Source organism: Neorhizobium sp. 2083 (genome assembly GCF_031455615.1).
In the GTDB taxonomy this organism is placed as follows: domain Bacteria; phylum Pseudomonadota; class Alphaproteobacteria; order Rhizobiales; family Rhizobiaceae; genus Neorhizobium.
In genome coordinates this window covers 1-16,487 of record NZ_JAVDTC010000004.1, presented here as the reverse complement: position 1 = coordinate 16,487, position 16,487 = coordinate 1, and the positions used below count along the sequence as shown (strand labels likewise).

At 52.8% G+C, this 16,487-nt stretch carries 9 protein-coding genes and 5 pseudogenes; 12 read left to right on the top strand and 2 right to left on the bottom strand.

Going from position 1 to position 16,487, the window contains the following annotated elements:
- Window positions 1-84: 84 nt before the first annotated feature.
- Window positions 85-2,001: a glycosyltransferase family 2 protein gene (locus J2X76_RS16250; RefSeq protein ID WP_310218096.1), complete on the bottom strand. Its 1,917-nt coding sequence runs from the start codon at window positions 1,999-2,001 to the stop codon at window positions 85-87.
- A gap of 347 nt (window positions 2,002-2,348) precedes the next feature.
- On the opposite strand from J2X76_RS16250, the gene J2X76_RS16245 reads away from it, so the two are divergent.
- From J2X76_RS16245 to J2X76_RS31630, 9 genes and pseudogenes are all read left to right on the top strand, one after another.
- Window positions 2,349-3,560 carry a hypothetical protein gene (locus J2X76_RS16245; RefSeq protein WP_310218095.1) on the top strand — a complete coding sequence of 404 codons (1,212 nt, stop codon included), beginning with the start codon at window positions 2,349-2,351 and terminating at the stop codon, window positions 3,558-3,560.
- A 2-nt stretch (window positions 3,561-3,562) separates the two neighbouring features.
- Window positions 3,563-4,216 (top strand): ABC transporter ATP-binding protein, encoded by a 654-nt coding sequence (locus J2X76_RS16240; RefSeq protein ID WP_310218868.1) that lies wholly within the window; start codon window positions 3,563-3,565, stop codon window positions 4,214-4,216.
- Between the two features lie 30 nt (window positions 4,217-4,246).
- The gene (locus tag J2X76_RS16235; RefSeq protein WP_310218094.1) at window positions 4,247-5,509 is read left to right on the top strand and encodes a hypothetical protein; all 1,263 of its coding nucleotides are present in this window, start codon (window positions 4,247-4,249) and stop codon (window positions 5,507-5,509) included.
- Between the two features lie 90 nt (window positions 5,510-5,599).
- Window positions 5,600-6,682: a hypothetical protein gene (locus J2X76_RS16230; RefSeq protein WP_310218092.1), complete on the top strand. Its 1,083-nt coding sequence runs from the start codon at window positions 5,600-5,602 to the stop codon at window positions 6,680-6,682.
- 151 nt (window positions 6,683-6,833) lie between these two features.
- The gene (locus J2X76_RS31635; protein WP_405030051.1) at window positions 6,834-7,031 is read left to right on the top strand and encodes a transposase; all 198 of its coding nucleotides are present in this window, start codon (window positions 6,834-6,836) and stop codon (window positions 7,029-7,031) included.
- Window positions 7,032-7,167: 136 nt separating this feature from the next.
- Window positions 7,168-8,369: pseudogene (tnpC, locus tag J2X76_RS16225) on the top strand (IS66 family transposase).
- A 116-nt stretch (window positions 8,370-8,485) separates the two neighbouring features.
- On the top strand, window positions 8,486-11,323 hold the full coding sequence (locus tag J2X76_RS16220; RefSeq protein WP_310218089.1) for a glycosyltransferase: 2,838 nt from the start codon (window positions 8,486-8,488) through the stop codon (window positions 11,321-11,323).
- Between the two features lie 97 nt (window positions 11,324-11,420).
- On the top strand, window positions 11,421-13,430 hold the full coding sequence (locus J2X76_RS16215) for a polysaccharide pyruvyl transferase family protein (protein WP_310218088.1): 2,010 nt from the start codon (window positions 11,421-11,423) through the stop codon (window positions 13,428-13,430).
- Between the two features lie 64 nt (window positions 13,431-13,494).
- Window positions 13,495-13,590 (top strand): annotated as a pseudogene (locus J2X76_RS31630) (IS3 family transposase); the annotation flags it as partial.
- 178 nt (window positions 13,591-13,768) lie between these two features.
- Here the strand turns inward: J2X76_RS31630 and J2X76_RS16210 are convergent.
- Window positions 13,769-13,882 (bottom strand): annotated as a pseudogene (locus tag J2X76_RS16210) (transposase domain-containing protein); the annotation flags it as partial.
- Window positions 13,883-13,946: 64 nt separating this feature from the next.
- On the opposite strand from J2X76_RS16210, the pseudogene J2X76_RS16205 reads away from it, so the two are divergent.
- The 3 genes and pseudogenes from J2X76_RS16205 to istB form a co-directional block, all read left to right on the top strand.
- Window positions 13,947-14,084 (top strand): annotated as a pseudogene (locus tag J2X76_RS16205) (transposase); the annotation flags it as partial.
- A gap of 144 nt (window positions 14,085-14,228) precedes the next feature.
- Window positions 14,229-15,489, top strand: a pseudogene (gene istA, locus J2X76_RS16200) (IS21 family transposase).
- Window positions 15,486-16,367: an IS21-like element ISRel3 family helper ATPase IstB gene (istB, locus tag J2X76_RS16195; protein ID WP_310218085.1), complete on the top strand. Its 882-nt coding sequence runs from the start codon at window positions 15,486-15,488 to the stop codon at window positions 16,365-16,367. Before istA ends, istB begins: the two are co-directional and overlap by 4 nt.
- The last annotated feature ends 120 nt before the right edge of the window (window positions 16,368-16,487 follow it).

Here is a 16,487-nt window from a genome sequence, read left to right as displayed (position 1 = left end):
CGTTACCTAGAACGTAATCGCACTGATAAACAGTGGAGCAGATATTGCTTTGAAAGCAAGCCGTACGCCAGGAGGCGTTGATTATCAACGGTCGGCTCCCTTGGGGCTTGAGGGGCATAGTGTGGCCAAACGCGGTGAGAGATCTCGCGGATAAACGCCAAGACTGCGATCTCCTGTGACGAGCGAGAGATTTGGGTTATAAAATGGGTCACTTTCAAGGATGTCGCCCCAGCGTTTCCGCATGTAAGCCTCCTCGGACGCAAAGCGAGCGATTTTTTCAGGTGTATCATCTGGACCTCGGGAAACCGATTCCCGATGTATTAGACGCGCATGGGGGGTCCACATAATTCGCTTCCCCATTTCACGTAATTTCAGACAATAATCTACATCATTAAAGGCGACGGCTAGTCGATCTTCATCCATACCACCAACGCTATTCCACATGCTTCTTCGGGTCATCAGGCAAGCGGCGGTCACTGCACTCATCTCCTGTCTCTGAGAAAGAAGTCCACTATCCTCACCTGCTTGGGGATGAACGAAGCTGAAATTGTGGCGCGCGACAGAGCCTGTACCCAAGGTGACGCCACCATGTTGGACGTATCCGTCGGGATAAAGAAGTAGCGCGCCGACCGCTCCTACGTCCGCATCATCCAGTTCTTCTACTAGCTGGCTCAGCCAACCAGGCTCCAGCGGCTCAATGTCGTTGTTTAGAAGCAAGACAAGTTCATGACGAGCCTCGGCGACACCGAGATTGCATGCGCGCGAGAAGTTAAATAGGCCAGATAGCGGAATTCGACGGATGCGATCCGATCCCTCGTAGTGATGAAAAAGAGCAAGCGTCTCGCCTTCGCGACTCTCATTATCGACTACAATTACATCGAGATCATCGTAACGCGTACGGGTAAAGAGACCTTCAAGGCAGGCCCTCAATAAGTCGGCGCGGTCTCGGGTGGGGATGACTACAGTGACGTTCGTCTTAGACTTTACAGTTTTCGGCTTCGATGCCACCACATTTGAGCGCGGCTCGATACGGTGTAGAAGCACGCGCGGAAGATGAGCAATCTGCCCTCGTCGCGCCGTATAGAGCAAAAGCTGACCGGCATCTGCCGCTTCTAAGTCAATTTCTCCCGCAAGAGCTTGGACGCGGATCAGGGCGCCATCTGGCGCAAGCCAACCGGTTTCGGCCAGCGGGGGGTTCCAAGCTGGTTTGAAGAACGGCCGACAACGGCGACCTCGAAATCCAATCAGATCTTCGTCGCAATACACAGCAACACTCCCGTTATGTACTAAGAGGGCCTGGACCATAAGCTCAATGGCTTGGGGGTGTAAAAGTATGCCGGAAGGAAGCTTGACCCATAAACAATCATTCGCCTCTGGATCCTTCAATTGCTCAACGGATACTTCCCGGACAAAGGGGTAGGTTTGCTGTGCAACTGACCGGCGGCTAACCTCAGCAAATTCTTTATCGCCTACGATGGAAATGAGCACGGACGGCAGCGAGACTGAACCGAGGCTCAAATCTCTAGTTTTGGGGAATTCAGGGATCGTGTTCAACCATTGTCTGTAGGACGGCTCATTTAGTCGATCGAAGCATCTTGCAAACCGATACCTGAAGCCGCGCCGGTTCCCCGCCACCAGAAGTTTTAACATCTCTATCATCGTGTGCGGCGACTTCAAAACCGTCCGTAATGCGATCTCTGTGAGACCGACTCGGCGAAGCCTCAGCTGAAGTCGCCGCGTCCGGCCTTCCTCGAGCGGTCCAGAGTTTACGTAAATCCCAATCAATCCCGTGGGGATCCAGCCGAAGAAGCTTCCTCTGCCGTGCTCATCGACAAGCATCTGCCTGCTCAATGTTTGAGGGACCCTTCCGTCGCGCTCGAAAAAAATGGTTACGACGCTGCCGAGGAGGAGATCCGGATCGTGAATCTCAATGAGGACTGGACTTTTTGAATAGCGATGAGCGTCATCTCTTTTCAAAATGACGATGCGTTCATGTGCCATAACGGTCTTTCATTGCGGATAAGCAGAGTGATCCTTCCCGACGCACCGTCGTCGTCGGCGTCCATTCGTCAGCAATGCCTCATCCTATACAGAATTGCCGGATGTCACTACAAAACGCTCCGCAAATGCTCAGCCCGTCTTATGCCCGCTTGAGAAGTAGACCGCTCTGCATTTTTCGATTCTCTTCATATTGGTTATCGCCATCTTATCGTGCTTCAGTCCGTTCGCCATGCTATTGTCATATCTCCCGCTGATGCTTATCGAGACGGTGAAGCAATTATGTGCCATCTGCCCCACAAGTGGAGCATCGGTTTGATCTGCATAGAAAATTCAGACGGTACGTTCGTATGATTCCGAAGTTCAACCATTCGGGACAGGTCATAGAGCAATACGATCAAGCTGCGCCGAGTGACAAGGAGCTGGATCTTAGAGAAGCTGATGAATTTCGTCGCCCCAAGCATTTCTATTCGAAAAAAAATTCCTTTATTTTTTTCGTCGCCATCCCCAGTTTCCTCGCCGCCATCTTTTACGGGCTCGTCGTAAGTGAGCAATACACGTCGGAAGTGAGGATGATCGTCCGAACAATCGGCGTAAGCGAAAGATTTGATACCTCGGAGCAAAGAGAGGGCCGCTCGATAATTGGCGGCGATTCGCTGACGCAGGACTCCTATATTGTCGCAAACTATCTAACATCGCCAGAAATCGTAAGGAGATTGGACGAGGAAATTGGTTTGCACAAGCGTTTCTCGCGCATCGAAATAGATTTACTTTCCCGTCTCCCATCTGAGGCGGGATTCGAGAAGCTCCAAAAATATTGGAAGCGGCAAGTAGGAACTTACGTGGATGGGCCATCTGGAATTATCGTATTCACCGTTCGCGCCTTTTCGCCAAGCGATGCCGTGGAGATCTCCGACGCCGCGTTGGGCGCCGCTGATAGAATGATCGCGCGAATTTCCGATAAAGCTCAAAGGGATCTTGTGGCTCGCGCGGAGTCGGAGGTCAAGAACAGCCTAAAAGAGTATCAGACCGCTCTCGACGAGTTAAAATCTTATCAAAATAAGACGGGGATACTTGATCCTACGTCTTCCGCCAAATTGACTACCGAGGTTATTGCGAAGCTGACGGAGGAGAGACTCAAACTAGTCGTGCAACTGAAGGGACTGGAAGCTGCAAACGCCGATAACTCAGCGAAGGCTCGTCAGCTAAACCGGTCAATTACAGCTCTTGATGAGCAGATTAAATCACGGCAGGACAGCCTTGCCGGCGAAAGCAGCACTAGATCTCAACTTTCGCAAGCTCTCACTGAATTCTCACGGCTGGAAACGAACCGTATCGTCTCGCAGGCTCTTTATGAAGCAGCCGTTAGGAACCTCGATACGGCTAGATCAACTGCATTGAAACGCACGACGTTCATGTCTGTCTTCTCAAGAACAAATTTACCAGAGAAGTCGGAGTATCCCGCCCGCTTCTCGTCATGGCTGATTTTTTCCTTGGGCCTATTTACACTTTGGATAACGGGAATGCTGATCTGGATGTCAGTTGAGGATCATCGCACATGAGCATGATCAGGATGGATAACGTAACGAAGTTCTACAAAACTGCAGCCCACCGGCGCTATATCTTACGCGGACAAAGCGTTCATTTCACCAAAGGAACATCGTATGGCCTCTTGGGAGTGAACGGTGCAGGCAAATCGACAACAATGCGGCTCATCGCTGGGTCTGAAATGGCAAACACAGGCAGGATCACCCGCAATGTTCGCGTTTCCTGGCCCTTGGGCTTTGCTTCCGGCCTGAATCATCAACTCAGCGGTAAGGAAAACCTTAAATTCGTGGCTCGCGCATACGGCGAAGATTTCAGGCGAGTGCTGCGTTTCGTTTCCGATTTCGCGGAAATAGGTAGCTACATTAACGAACCTTTGAGAACGTATTCATCCGGCATGATGGCTAAATACGCATTCGGTCTCTCCATGGCGGTGCAATTCGACTGCTATTTGGTCGATGAAATCACCGCGGTCGGGGATGCAAATTTTCAAAGAAGATGCCGGGAAGCTTTCCAAGCGCGACGCGCAAAGGCGGATGTGATCATGATTTCGCATGATATGAACACGATCAAAGACTACTGCGACGTCGTGATGGTGTTGATCGACGGTAACATAGTGCAGTTCAGTAATGTCGAGGATGGTATCGCAACCTACATGCGTCTCAATCGCTGATGGTAGGCGGTCGCCTCTAGGAGAATGCAGTTGGCGGAAGATAACCACAATTTGAAAACCGGTTCGACACCAGCGACTGTGCGAAGCCAAAATATGGCCGCGGCGCTAAGCTCTTATGCCCGTGCATTGACGTTCGAAAATAAAAGCAGGCGTAATTTCTACCGCCTCGCAGGTCTAAAGCCTCGGCAGCGGGATCGCTTCTTCTCTGCGGCCATCATCCTGGCTGGCATCTTCGCTTTTGTTCTTCCAGTATTTGGAAGTATAGTATACTTTATTTTTATTGCCACCCCCCAATACACCTCCGAGGTGCGGTTCGTGGTGCGTTCATCGGTGCCGCTACTGTCACGGGATAGGTACTCCTCTGAATCCGTTGAACCAAAGGCGAAGATAGTCCAGGACACTGCCGTTCTTTTGAATTACCTTTCGAGCCCGGCCCTAGTGCAGATATTGGATAAAGAAGCGGATTTTCAAAGGCTTTTCGGGCGAAGCGAGATTGATTTGATCGCACGGTTGAAGTCGTCGCCCACTCAAGAAGAATTAGTCAAATATTGGGAGGGGCGCTATTCCGCTTCCGTCAATCCTAGAAGCGGTATTGTCGAGTTGGAGGTAACGGCCTTTTCGCCTCAAGAAGCCAATGACCTGCTGAAGCGGGTGGTGAAAGCAACAGAGGATCAGGTCAATAAACTCAATGCAAATATGTGGAATAATTTGCGCCTCTCGGTTCAGAAAGATGTAGATGAAACTACACGTGACTTGACCGCCCTGCGCGACAAATATCGTGAGACCCAAAATCAAACGGGGGTCTACAACATCGGAACCGCGGCGACGAGCATTATGACAGTCCTGACGGCGCTGGAAACGGAGACCGCGGCCTTAAGGAGTAGACGGGATGCCTTAAGCCAAAGCGTTGCCGCAAACTCACCTAACCTTGTCGATTTGAACAGGCGCATCGAGGCGCAAGAAAATCAGGCTGCTCTCCTGAAGGAAACGATAGCCGGAACGCGCAACCAAAACGGCAACTTTGCCGATTATTCACAACTCTTCAGTCAGCTAGATTTAGAACTAAAAATGGCTGAAGGGCGACTGAGATCGGCAATCAGTGAGCAAGAAAAGGTTAATCTCGTAAGCTCGCTTCAATTGTTGTATGTAGATACTTTCACAGAACCAACCATTCCTGATTATAGCAAGTACCCGAGACGATTAGTGGGAATAGCAGTAAGTATTATTGCTGCACTCGCGGCTTTCGGCGTAGTGTTCGGCTGCATTGTGATCCTTCGCCGGAAGTTTGACTAATGCAGGATAGGAGTCGACTACTTCGGTAATGTCGTAAGATTCACTCGCATACCACACATCGATTCCTGTGATATGAGCCAAGAGCCATCGATGATCAATACGGACCAATTGCGCTTCCACCTTGCACGTGGCCTGCCCTCGCCCCGACTCAGGGCCACGCCGGCGAATTACCCGCACCGGGAGGTAAAGACGATCATATTGTGTGGACGTCATCCCAACCCGACCATGGACTATTATTTTACGGCGCGGCTTATGGCGCCTGGAATGCCTCCGCACCATATCCTTGACATAGACGCACCAAACTTCGACAACTTGGACCCTAATGGGGCTTTTGTGATAGTTTGCAGATATGCTTCGCCAAGTGTTTTAAGCTGGATTGAATCCTCAGCGGAACAGCTTGCTGGTCTTGGCCTCTTCTTGGATGACGATATTTCAGCCGTCATTGCAAGCCGGGAGTCTAGTTTATCCTACAAAGCATCTTTGCTCGCTAGGGGAATATTGCCTCTTTTCCGCCTCAACGGGCGCCTCGATATCATATGGGCTTCGACGCCTAGTCTAGCGCAGAGCTTAAGGTACGCATCCGCGCGCATCCTACCACCGGCACCACCAAAACATCTATGGGATGTTTTGAAGGAAGATGGCATGACCGAAAGGGATCCCAAACGGATTCTGATGGGCTACCACGCTTCAGGTATCCACATTCAGGAGCATTTTTTTCTTCAGCCGATCATTCAAGATGTTCTCACACTGAGGCCTGACGTTCGCTTTGAGGTTTTCACCGATAAGAAAACCGAGCACCTTTGGCGCGAAATGGATCGCGTCCAAATTAGGCGGCAACTTCCCTGGAAAGCCTACCTGGACGAGAGCGCAGCGCGCCGGATTGATATAATGCTGGTTCCTTTAAGCCCTTCTCATATCAACAATTGTCGTGCACCTACGAAGCGTGTCGATGTTGCGCGCCTCGGTGCTGCTGGAATCTTCTCTGTTTCTGAAGCTTATGGCGATCAAGATGAAAGCGGAGAGATCCGTATAGCGTACAATGCTGACGTTTGGCGTGAGACTATTCTGCTATTGGTTGACGACCCATGCCGGCGCTCCAACGCCGCAGCGGCGACGCGGACTCTGGTTGAGCAAATGTCACAGGAAGCAGAGGCAGGATTGCGTTTTTGGTGATGCCATCGAGCCCCCCAATACGATTTTACGAGCGTAAGCGTAAGCGTCCGGTGAAGCTGCTCTGGAGATTTCCCACGAACACCTGAAGTTACGTCGCTAATTCCGTCATTAGAGACGTCATCGGGGATGAACTATGGGCTGAATAGAGATTTTGACGGGCGTCGAGCGTCGGCGCGACTGGTCCGACGTGGATAAGTTCTCGATACTGCAAGAGGCTGTTGAGCCGGATACAAAGATTGCCGACGTCGCTCGTCGGCACGATTTCAAACCACAGCAGATTACACCTGGCCGCGGAAGTTCGCGGCGGGGCAGGCTGAGCCGTTGGTTTCTTTTCTACCGGTCGCCCTGATCGCCACGGAAACGAGCGACGAAGCTGGCGGCTTCCCGCCTGGACCTCTGCGCCGACACGAGTTGCCTAATGCATATGTCAATCTTTACAGATAGATAGGTAGTAATCTGAGGGAAAATCGGCTATAGAGTTTGGTATGGAAGTGAGCCCTTCGATCCTGCCTGAAGACGTCGATGCGTTGCGAGCCATCATCGGTGCGCAGCCTGACCAACTGGCTGAACAGGCTCGGAAGCTTCAATCCCGCGATACCCTGATTGACAAGCTGAAGGCGCAGCCGTCCTCAAGCGGGCACGGTTCGGCTCGTCCTCCGAGAAGATGGACCGCGCCACTGAACAGCTCGAACTGGCGCTGGAAGATATCGAGGCGGCCGAGGCGGAAGCCATCAATTGCCGGTGCGATCACCTGCCGCTCTATCGCCAATCCGAGATTTACTACGCGCGGGAAGGCGTCGATCTTTCCCGCTCGACCATGGCCGCCTGGATCGGCAAGGCCAGCACATTGCTGGAGCCGCTGCTAGTGAAGCTTCGCGAGCATGTGTTCGCTGGCCATCGACTTCATGGTGACGAGACGCCCGTTCCGGTTCTGGAGCCAGGTAAGGGCAATACCAGGACCGGGGGCTTGTGGACCTATGTTCGCGACGGCCGTCCCTATGGTGACACGATCCCACCTGCAGTTTGCTAACTTCTTCAGTCCGGATCGTAGAGGACTGCATCCCAGGCAGCATCTGGCCACCTTCTCCGACGTCCTGCATGCCGAAGGCTATGCAGGCTTTCGGGACCTCTACGAACCACACAAGCCAGGCGGCTCACCGACCATCCTGGAAGCCGCCTACTAGGCGGATGCAAGACGCAAGTTCTTCGATCTGGCGACTTCAGGAAAAGCACCGATTGCGGAGGAAGCGCTAGGTCGGATCGGCGAACTCTACGACGTCGAAAGGCCATTCGTGGTGAGCCGCCAGATGTGCGGAAAGCTGTGCGGCAACATAGCAGCACTCCCAAGGTCGAAGCTCTGTGGCTATGGCTGGATGACAACCTCAAACGCCTGCCGCAAAATCCGGGACAGCGGAAGCGATCCGATACGCGCTTTGTCGACAACAATGCGGCTGAACGCGCGATCCGGCCGATTGCGCTCGGCCGCAGAACTGGCTGTTTGCGGGATCAGACAAGGGTGGCGAACGCGCAGCTGCAATCCTGTCGTCAATCGAGACCGCAAAGCTCAACGGCCTCGATCCGGAAGCCTACCTGCGGGAGGTCATCAACCGCATCGCCGATCATCCCATTCAACCGGATCGACGAACTCCTCCCGTGGAACCTGCAAGTTCCGTCACAAATGGACTGACTGGACGCTTACTTACGAGCCAACCTTAAAATCTCAGAACTGGATAAGGGCGATCGCGGCTTTCCTAATCCATCTCACTTGTTTATGAGGTGTCATCTTCTAAATGGGTGAAGCTGATGCCTAGGGTTGCATTTGTAACGGAAGAACTGTCGAACCTCGGGCGGTCCGGAGGGATTGGCGCCGCCATCTACGAGCTTGCGGCCAGCCTCGCCGATAGAGATGTTGATGTCGAGATAATCTTCTTTCCTCATGAAGAAATGGCAAAAGAGCGAAAAGAAGCCGCTGCAGAGAGTTTTGCGAAGCTTGGCATCAAGCTAAAATTTATAGATCCTTCCAACTATGTTTACGACACGCTGAATGTAAGGAATCGCTCATACTGCGTTTTTGCGGCGCTAAGAGAGCAGACGGAGGAATATGATTTCATTCATTTTCACGACTATAAAGGCCTAGGCTATTTCTGTACCGCTGCAAAGCGTCAAAACGTTGCTTTTCAATCGACGACGCTAGTAGTTCAGTTGCACGGTCCACTGCGTTGGACGCTTAGCGCAAATCGATCGCTTTTTACGCACATCGATCAGCTTTCCATCGATTTTATGGAACGGGAAAGTATTAGGATGGCAGACCATGTTGTCAGTCCCAGTCAGTATCTTGTGTCTTGGTTGAAGGAGCATAACTTCCAGCTACCGCCTGATGATTGTGTTCACGTTATTAAGAACGTATGCAGCTATTTCCAATTCGACGTCGATCCAAAAGCTGAATGCAAAGCTGTAGATGTCAAAGAAGTCATTTTCTTCGGACGACACGAAGCGCGGAAGGGGATAGTAACCTTTTGCGATGCCCTTGATTTGGCTGAACCAGAATTAACCGCAGAAGGCATACGAGTCACCTTTTTAGGCGGGCTGGGCGAGGTAAACGGTATCTCATCCGGCGTGTACCTGACTGATAAAGCGTTAAAATGGAAGTTTAAACTTCGCGCTCTTGTTAACCTCAATCGTGAAGAAGCGATGGCTTACCTTGCATCGCGAGATAATGCGATTGTTGTGATTCCGTCCTCCGCGGAAAACTCGCCCTATACGGTGGTAGAGGCGATGTCCGTGGGAAGGCCGATTCTTACATCGAGCGCAGGTGGAGGAAAGGAATTAATCGATAAGGAGTTTCATGGGGAGGCGGTAGTCGATGCCGAGCCGGAAGCGATCGCTGATAGGTTAATTTCGTTAGCGCGAAATGGTGTGCAAACTCCCCGACCCGCCGAAAGCGCCGATACCATCATTAATCAATGGGTAGAATTTCATCGGTCCAAACACAATACCTCCCCGATAGCCGCTTCGCCAGTTACCCATCCCAAAGTGGTTGTGGGCATTACTCATTTTGAACGCCCGCGGAAGGTGATCGGGGCGATCCTGTCAGTATTGCGTCAAACATACGACAACATTGAAGTCGTCGTAGTTGATGACGGCTCTCGAAGCAATGAAACCCTAGATGCACTCGATCAAATCGAGAAACTCTTGGTACGCGTGGGAGGTCGATTGATCCGCCGGGAGAACGGATACCTCGGGGCAGCAAGAAACACGATAGCCAATCAAACTAATTCTGAGTTTTTGCTATTCCTCGACGACGATGACTTGCTGCTTCCTGACGCAGTGCAAAAACTCGTGCACGTCGCGACCAGTACCAACGCAGATATTGTAAACTGCTTCAACTACTACATGGATGCAGCGGAGCGATCTAAGTACGAAGTTGCCCCCGAAAGCATGGTTGCAAAAGTGGCATATGTCCCAATAGGCGGCCCCTTGTCGATCGCACATCTGTCCAATGTCTATGGTGCCGCGACTGCTATTATCAAACGCTCTTTTTTTGAAAGTATTGGAGGCTACACTGAAAAAAGACGTGTCGGTTACGAAGACTACGAACTATACGTTCGCGCGGCGCAACACAATGCAGACATTCGAATTATTCCTGAAGTTTTGTACCTTTATGAAGTAAATAAGCCGAGTATGATTTCGGGTACCTCTCGCTTTGCAAATAAGGCTCGTGTCATCGATGCTATTGAAATGCGGCTGAGCCACAGCCAGTGGCATGATGCAATTTCACTCGCGGCAGGCCAGGAATGCATTGTGGACGAGATGAACTACAATAATTGGCGAATGTCGATTTCCCCCTTCAGCGAACAACTGCAGAAAATCCAAACTACTCGAAATGATTTGCCTCTCCATCTGTCGGCGCTTCACGAATATGCCGCAGCTATCGGATCGCCTGCTGCTTCAATGTGGGTTAGCGCCATGGATAAAACCGCGAACGCTTTAGCGCAAGACGACGAAACTGAAGCGACCTATAGGACAGTTGGCGACAACCCAGCTGCATCTCTCGAAGGCGAAATCGGAGTACTTGCCGAGTTGATCGCGTCGTGGAAACTTAAACCCGCCGACGAGGGCGCTGCGGATCTCATTCGGCACGTCGAATTTACTGCGGATGTCAGTGAGCTCGTCATAGATTTTGCCTTCCTGTTTGCGGCTTCTCAGGATCTCTCAATTGCGAGGGCGGCCGCTGTTGCAGAGTCACTAGATCGCGCAAAAGCAAGGGTAAGTGGCGAGCGAGCCGTAAAACTTCAAGGTGCTATAATAGCTCTCGAAACGGCTGCCGGACAAATTGTGAAGGCAAAAAGCCGTTTTTCTCGCTTAATTCAGGAAGAGGCACATGCATATGTCCAGCGTCACCCGGATCTCAGAATAGCGCTCAGGAAGCCTGCTATCCAAGGCTTTAAGCATTTCCAGCGCTACGGCAAGGACGAAGGACGGGAGGGTTTTACCGTCCTACGAAAAGTGGCAGATGCAATCTCGCTTCGGACAGGCGCAGAGGTAAACTACTTGCACCTGTCGGAAGACTTGGATCGCATGTGTAGCACCTCCACTAGGAAGCTGTCTCGGATGCGCCGCTTCTTGCCTTTTGCCAAATAGGTCAAGCCTAGACCGCCGGAGGTGCCATAACTTGCGAAGGCGAGTGCGCTGGAACGAAATAAGCAATAGGCTGAGTTGTGCGTAGTTGGAGAAAAACATGGCGGATAGCACCTTACCGAATCAAAAGCAGCAGTCGGCAAAAGACACCGCCTTCTTCTATCCTGAATTTTCCTTTGGGCCTGGTGAGCCAGTCGAAGCCATTCTCCACGCGATGGCAGGGAATACTGGCAATATTTACTTTTGGGAGTCGATGGCGCCCATTATACAATTCGGAACCCGCCTCACGCAAATAGGTCCCATACCCGCTGACATTAAGACACTGGTATTAAGTATGGGGAACTGGATTTCTTCTTCGACAGACATGGGGTGGTACGTCGATGAGATAGAGCGATCGAATGTGGAAAATGTGGTTGTCATTGGTGCCGGCGTGCAAGTCCAACGGCGGGAAGAAGAAATCGTCCTCAGCCCCGGGACGCGACGGTTTCTTGATCTTATATCAGAACGATCAAAATCCATCGGTGTCCGTGGGGATTTCACCGCAGAAGTCTTGTCAAAGCTCGGTATAAAGAACGTTGACGTAGTCGGCTGTCCGTCAATTTTCTTAATTGATGGTAATTTTCGCGCCATCGAGACGGAAAGCACATTGCGTATAGCAACGCATACCACTTGGCATGGGCACTACCGAGATGCGATTGCTGAATTGCTGAGGTTCGGAATCAAGTATGACGCTCTGTTCGTTGAGCAGGCAGAAACTTCAATTATGAGGCTGTTGCAAACGAAAGCTCTAGATTCGGATTCACAATTTAGAATCAGATATTACTCGGACAACGATGCCGACTCCTGGAAGCTACTCGATTGGCTGTCCAGACGAGCCCATTACTATTTAGATTCCAAATCCTGGAATTCCGCTATGAGGCAAGTCGACTTGTCGATTGGCTCTCGTTTTCATGGGAATATAGCTGCGGCCGCGGCGGGAGCACGCGTTTTGCTGCTCACAATTGATGTGAGAACAGAAGAATTGGCGCGCTATTTCAACATGCCCCACATGCGTCTCACTGATTTTGACGAAAGGACTGATCCAAAAACACTGTGGGACGCAGCAGATCCTTCCCTATTTTTGAAGACACTGCCTATGAAGAAAGAGCGGATGTGGGCTTTCTTGTTGAAGAACGGTCTAAAACTCTCTCCGTCGGTGACAGGGCTAAAAGCGGAAAAGACATTATCCCCAATTGAACCCGAAATTCATGACCGTTCCGCTGACGAGCGTAGATTAGTGAGTGATGGCCAAGTAATTGGTCTTTCAGACGAGGCAATCAAACGGGAACTGAACCGACGAAGTCAACCTATGCGCGATGCGGAGGAAGGATCTAGAATTGAAAATTCGGAATTTATTTTTACGTACGCAGAGAGAGCTGGTCACGAGCCTGTCAGAGCAAGGGTATCATGGCGGGATCGACAAGGAGTTGCTCCCACTTATGTTCATCAACCGGAACCCACTGCCTATGACGACCGCGGCATGAAGGATGAGTGGCAGCGAGGTGTCTACGAGAACGCAGCTCGTATTGCAGAAGCAAATAACTTCACTAGTGTCGTTGACTATGGTTGTGGGTCCGGCTTTAAGCTCATTAACAACTTCGGAGGTCTTCAAACTACGGGCGTCGAGATTGAACCCACACTATCTGAACTGAAGCAAATTTATCCTGAGAGAGCTTGGATTGACGGGAGTTTTCTTAGACCCGAGATTTTTAACGTGGATTTAGTCATCTGCTCCGATGTATTGGAGCATCTTATGGAGCCTGACCGTCTCCTGAGCGCATTCGCTGCTTCTAAAGGTCGAATCTTCATTTTATCAACACCGGCTCTAGAGTTACTCGCGGATAGAGGGAAATCCAACCGCGGAGGCCCCCCCACCAATCCGACGCATATATACGAATGGTCCACGAGGGAATTCGCGGACCTGGTGGGCCGACATCTGAAGATCATCTCACACTCAATTAGTAACCTTCCCCAGGCGACGCAGCTTTGTATAGCTTACCGCCACGATGACAGATCTGACTATATTTTGCCGAACGTAATCACGGATACGAAGCGGTTAGTGACGTCCTAGCTGTGGAGCCTCAACACGTTGTCGCTGTTCAGACTGAGGCGACTGATGGGTGTTTTTGATTTTAAGCCGCCGTGCGGACGATGCCAATTATGGCTATCGCCGCGTTCACGTTCTGATCAGGCGTCATGGTTGGGCCGTCAACCCGAAGAGAATCTATCGACGTAAGCGGTGTTTTGCACCCACCTCCGGATCACGGCGTGATTGACGATGTTGAGCCCGAATGAGGGCTTGGACGTATCCATCCGGTCGTATCCATCCGGTCAGGGCCGCGGGATTTATGATTTTGGCTCGTCTGCCATGATGCGTTCGATCCGTAAGCCTCCGGTGGAGACCGCAGGTTACGCCGCTTGAGCGTTCAGCGCGTCTGGCTGCCAGTTCCACGGAAGCAATTGCTGCAGCTTGGTGATCGGCGTGTCGGCGATGCGGGCGAGAACGTCGGCAAGCCATGCCTGTTGACCTGCCACTGAGAATTTCCTCCAGAATGGATTAGAGTCCGGCCTATTAAAGGACGGACGAATGAAGAAGCAGCGATTTACGGAAGAGCAGATTATTGCGGTGCTGAAGGAGCAGGAGGCTGGTGCGAAGGCAGCCGATCTCTGCCGTAAGCACGGGATTTCAGAGGCGACGTTTTACAACTGGAAAGCCAAATACGGCTGTCAGTACCGGAGCAATACTCCCCAATAGTGCCGTTTGAATCTTCCCCAGGTGCTGCGGCCGCTGGTCTTCCGGGGCGCGCCCCGGAAGACCAGCGGCGCGACATCGCCGATACTCCTTCCGATGGTCGGAAGGGGGATGTTGGTGATCAATCTGAGGGAGACGATCATGATCCTGGATCTGCATCAGCAGGGGCTGACGGTGTCGGCTATTTCCAGAGAAACGGGTATCGATCCGCAAGACGGTGCGCAAATATATCGAGCGAGGCCTCGAGGCCCCAGCCTATGGACCGAGAAAGCCACGGGTGACGGTTATCGACCCGTTCGCTTCATACCTGCGGGAGCGGGTGAAGACCTATCCCGGCCTCACTGGCAGTCGGTTGCTCCGAGAACTCCGGGATCGAGGCTACACCGGCGGCTACACCACCGTCACAGATTTTCTCCGCGATGTGCGACCACCGGCCAACCAAGGCTTCGAAGTTCGTTTCGAGACGCCGCCTGGCGACCAAGCTCAGGTCGATTTTGCCCAGTTCCATGTCGTTTTCACCGACGAGCCGATGACGCCAAGGATCGTCTGGTTATTCTCGATGGTATTGGGTCACAGCCGCCTCATCTGGGCGCGTTTCGTCATGCATCAGAACCTGCCGACCGTCCTACGTTGCCACATCGCCGCGTTTGAGGCGATTGGTGGGGCTCCACGGGAGGTGCTGTACGATCGGATGAAGACCGCTGTCATCGGTGAAGGTCAGACGGAGGGCATCATCTATAATCGTGCCCTGATCGACCTGGCCCGCCACTATGGATTTCATCCGAAGGCGTGCAAACCTTATCGTGCCAAGACAAAGGGCAAGGTCGAGCGGCCGTTCCGTTATATCCGCGAAGACTTCTTCCTAGCCCGCTCCTTTCGCAATCTCGACGACATGAACGCACAGCTCCGGCACTGGCTCGATACCGTCGCCAATCCACGGAAGCATGCCACCACCCAACGCGTCGTCAACGAGGCTTTCGCCGAAGAACGGCCGCATCTGCGACCGTTGCCGCTGGCACCGTGCAAATCCGTCCTGAAGCTGGAGCGCCGCGTATCGCGGGAAGGCATGGTCAGCGTCGGCGGCAATACCTACAGCGTTCCTGATGCGACCCGCAGTCGGGCGGTGGAGGTACATTCGCTTGCTGACGAGGTCCGCATCTTCGAGAACGGCACCCTGATCGCCGCTCATCCGGTCCTCGAGGGCCGTAAACAACGCCGGGTTCATCCTGACCACCGACGAACACTCACACCGCAACACCGGCCACGAACACGAGGCGAAGCCATTGTCGTCAAACCCGCCGGCGATACCGTGCTGCAGCGGTCTCTCGCCTTCTATGACGCCGTCGGCAAGGTCCTCGCGAAGGAGAGCCGCCCGTGAGTGCAACCCTCGACGCAATCCCGTCCATGATCGATCGCATCCGACATGATCTCGTGGGCCTGAAGATGCCGCGCGCATTGGAAGCGCTTGACCACGTCGTGCGCCGCCTCGAACACGGTGAGCTGTCGGCCCTCGAAGCGATCGATATCCTCCTGTCCGAGGAACTGACGCTGCGCGAGAACAGCCGGATCAAGACGGCGCTGCGAATGGGCAGGCTTGCAACGATCAAGACACTCTCTGGCTTCGATTTTACCTTCCAGCCTTCGCTCGACCGCGATCGCATCTTTACCTTGGCGCAGCTCGGCTTCGTCGATCGACACGAGGCCGTGCATTTCCTTGGCCCACCCGGAACCGGAAAGAGCCATCTCGCCACGGCGCTCGGCGTCGAAGCCGTCAAAGCTGGAAAGAGTGTCTACTTTACCACGCTTGCCGACCTCATCGGTTCGCTGGCCCGTTCCGAACGCGAAGGCAGGCTTCAGGAGCGCATTCGCTTCTTCTGCAGGCCGAGTCTGCTGATCGTCGACGAGATCGGCTACCTGCCTGTCATCCAGGGTGGCGGCAATCTGTTCTTCCAGCTCGTCAATGCCCGCTATGAACGCGGCGCCATGATCCTGACGTCAAACCGCGGCTTCGCCGAATGGGGCGATGTGTTCGGCGATCCTGTTGTCGCCACTGCGCTGCTCGACAGACTGCTTCACCATGCCGTTGTCGTGCAGATCGAAGGATCCAGCTACCGGCTACGGCAGCACGCCGAACTCATGCCAGAGCACGTCCGCTCCAAAGCCCTCATAGCTCCGCCCGCATTCGCGCCGCCACAAAAGCCACGCGGTCGGCCGCCGAAAAATCCGCAATTCTCCTTGGCGCCCCCATCGGCATAAATGGGGAATTTTACTTCGGCACTTAGGAGGTGCGGACGAAAACTTGGACTAACAGGGAGATAGTTCATGTATTCGTACGAAGACCGCATGAGGGCCGTGCAGCTCTATATCAAGCTCGGC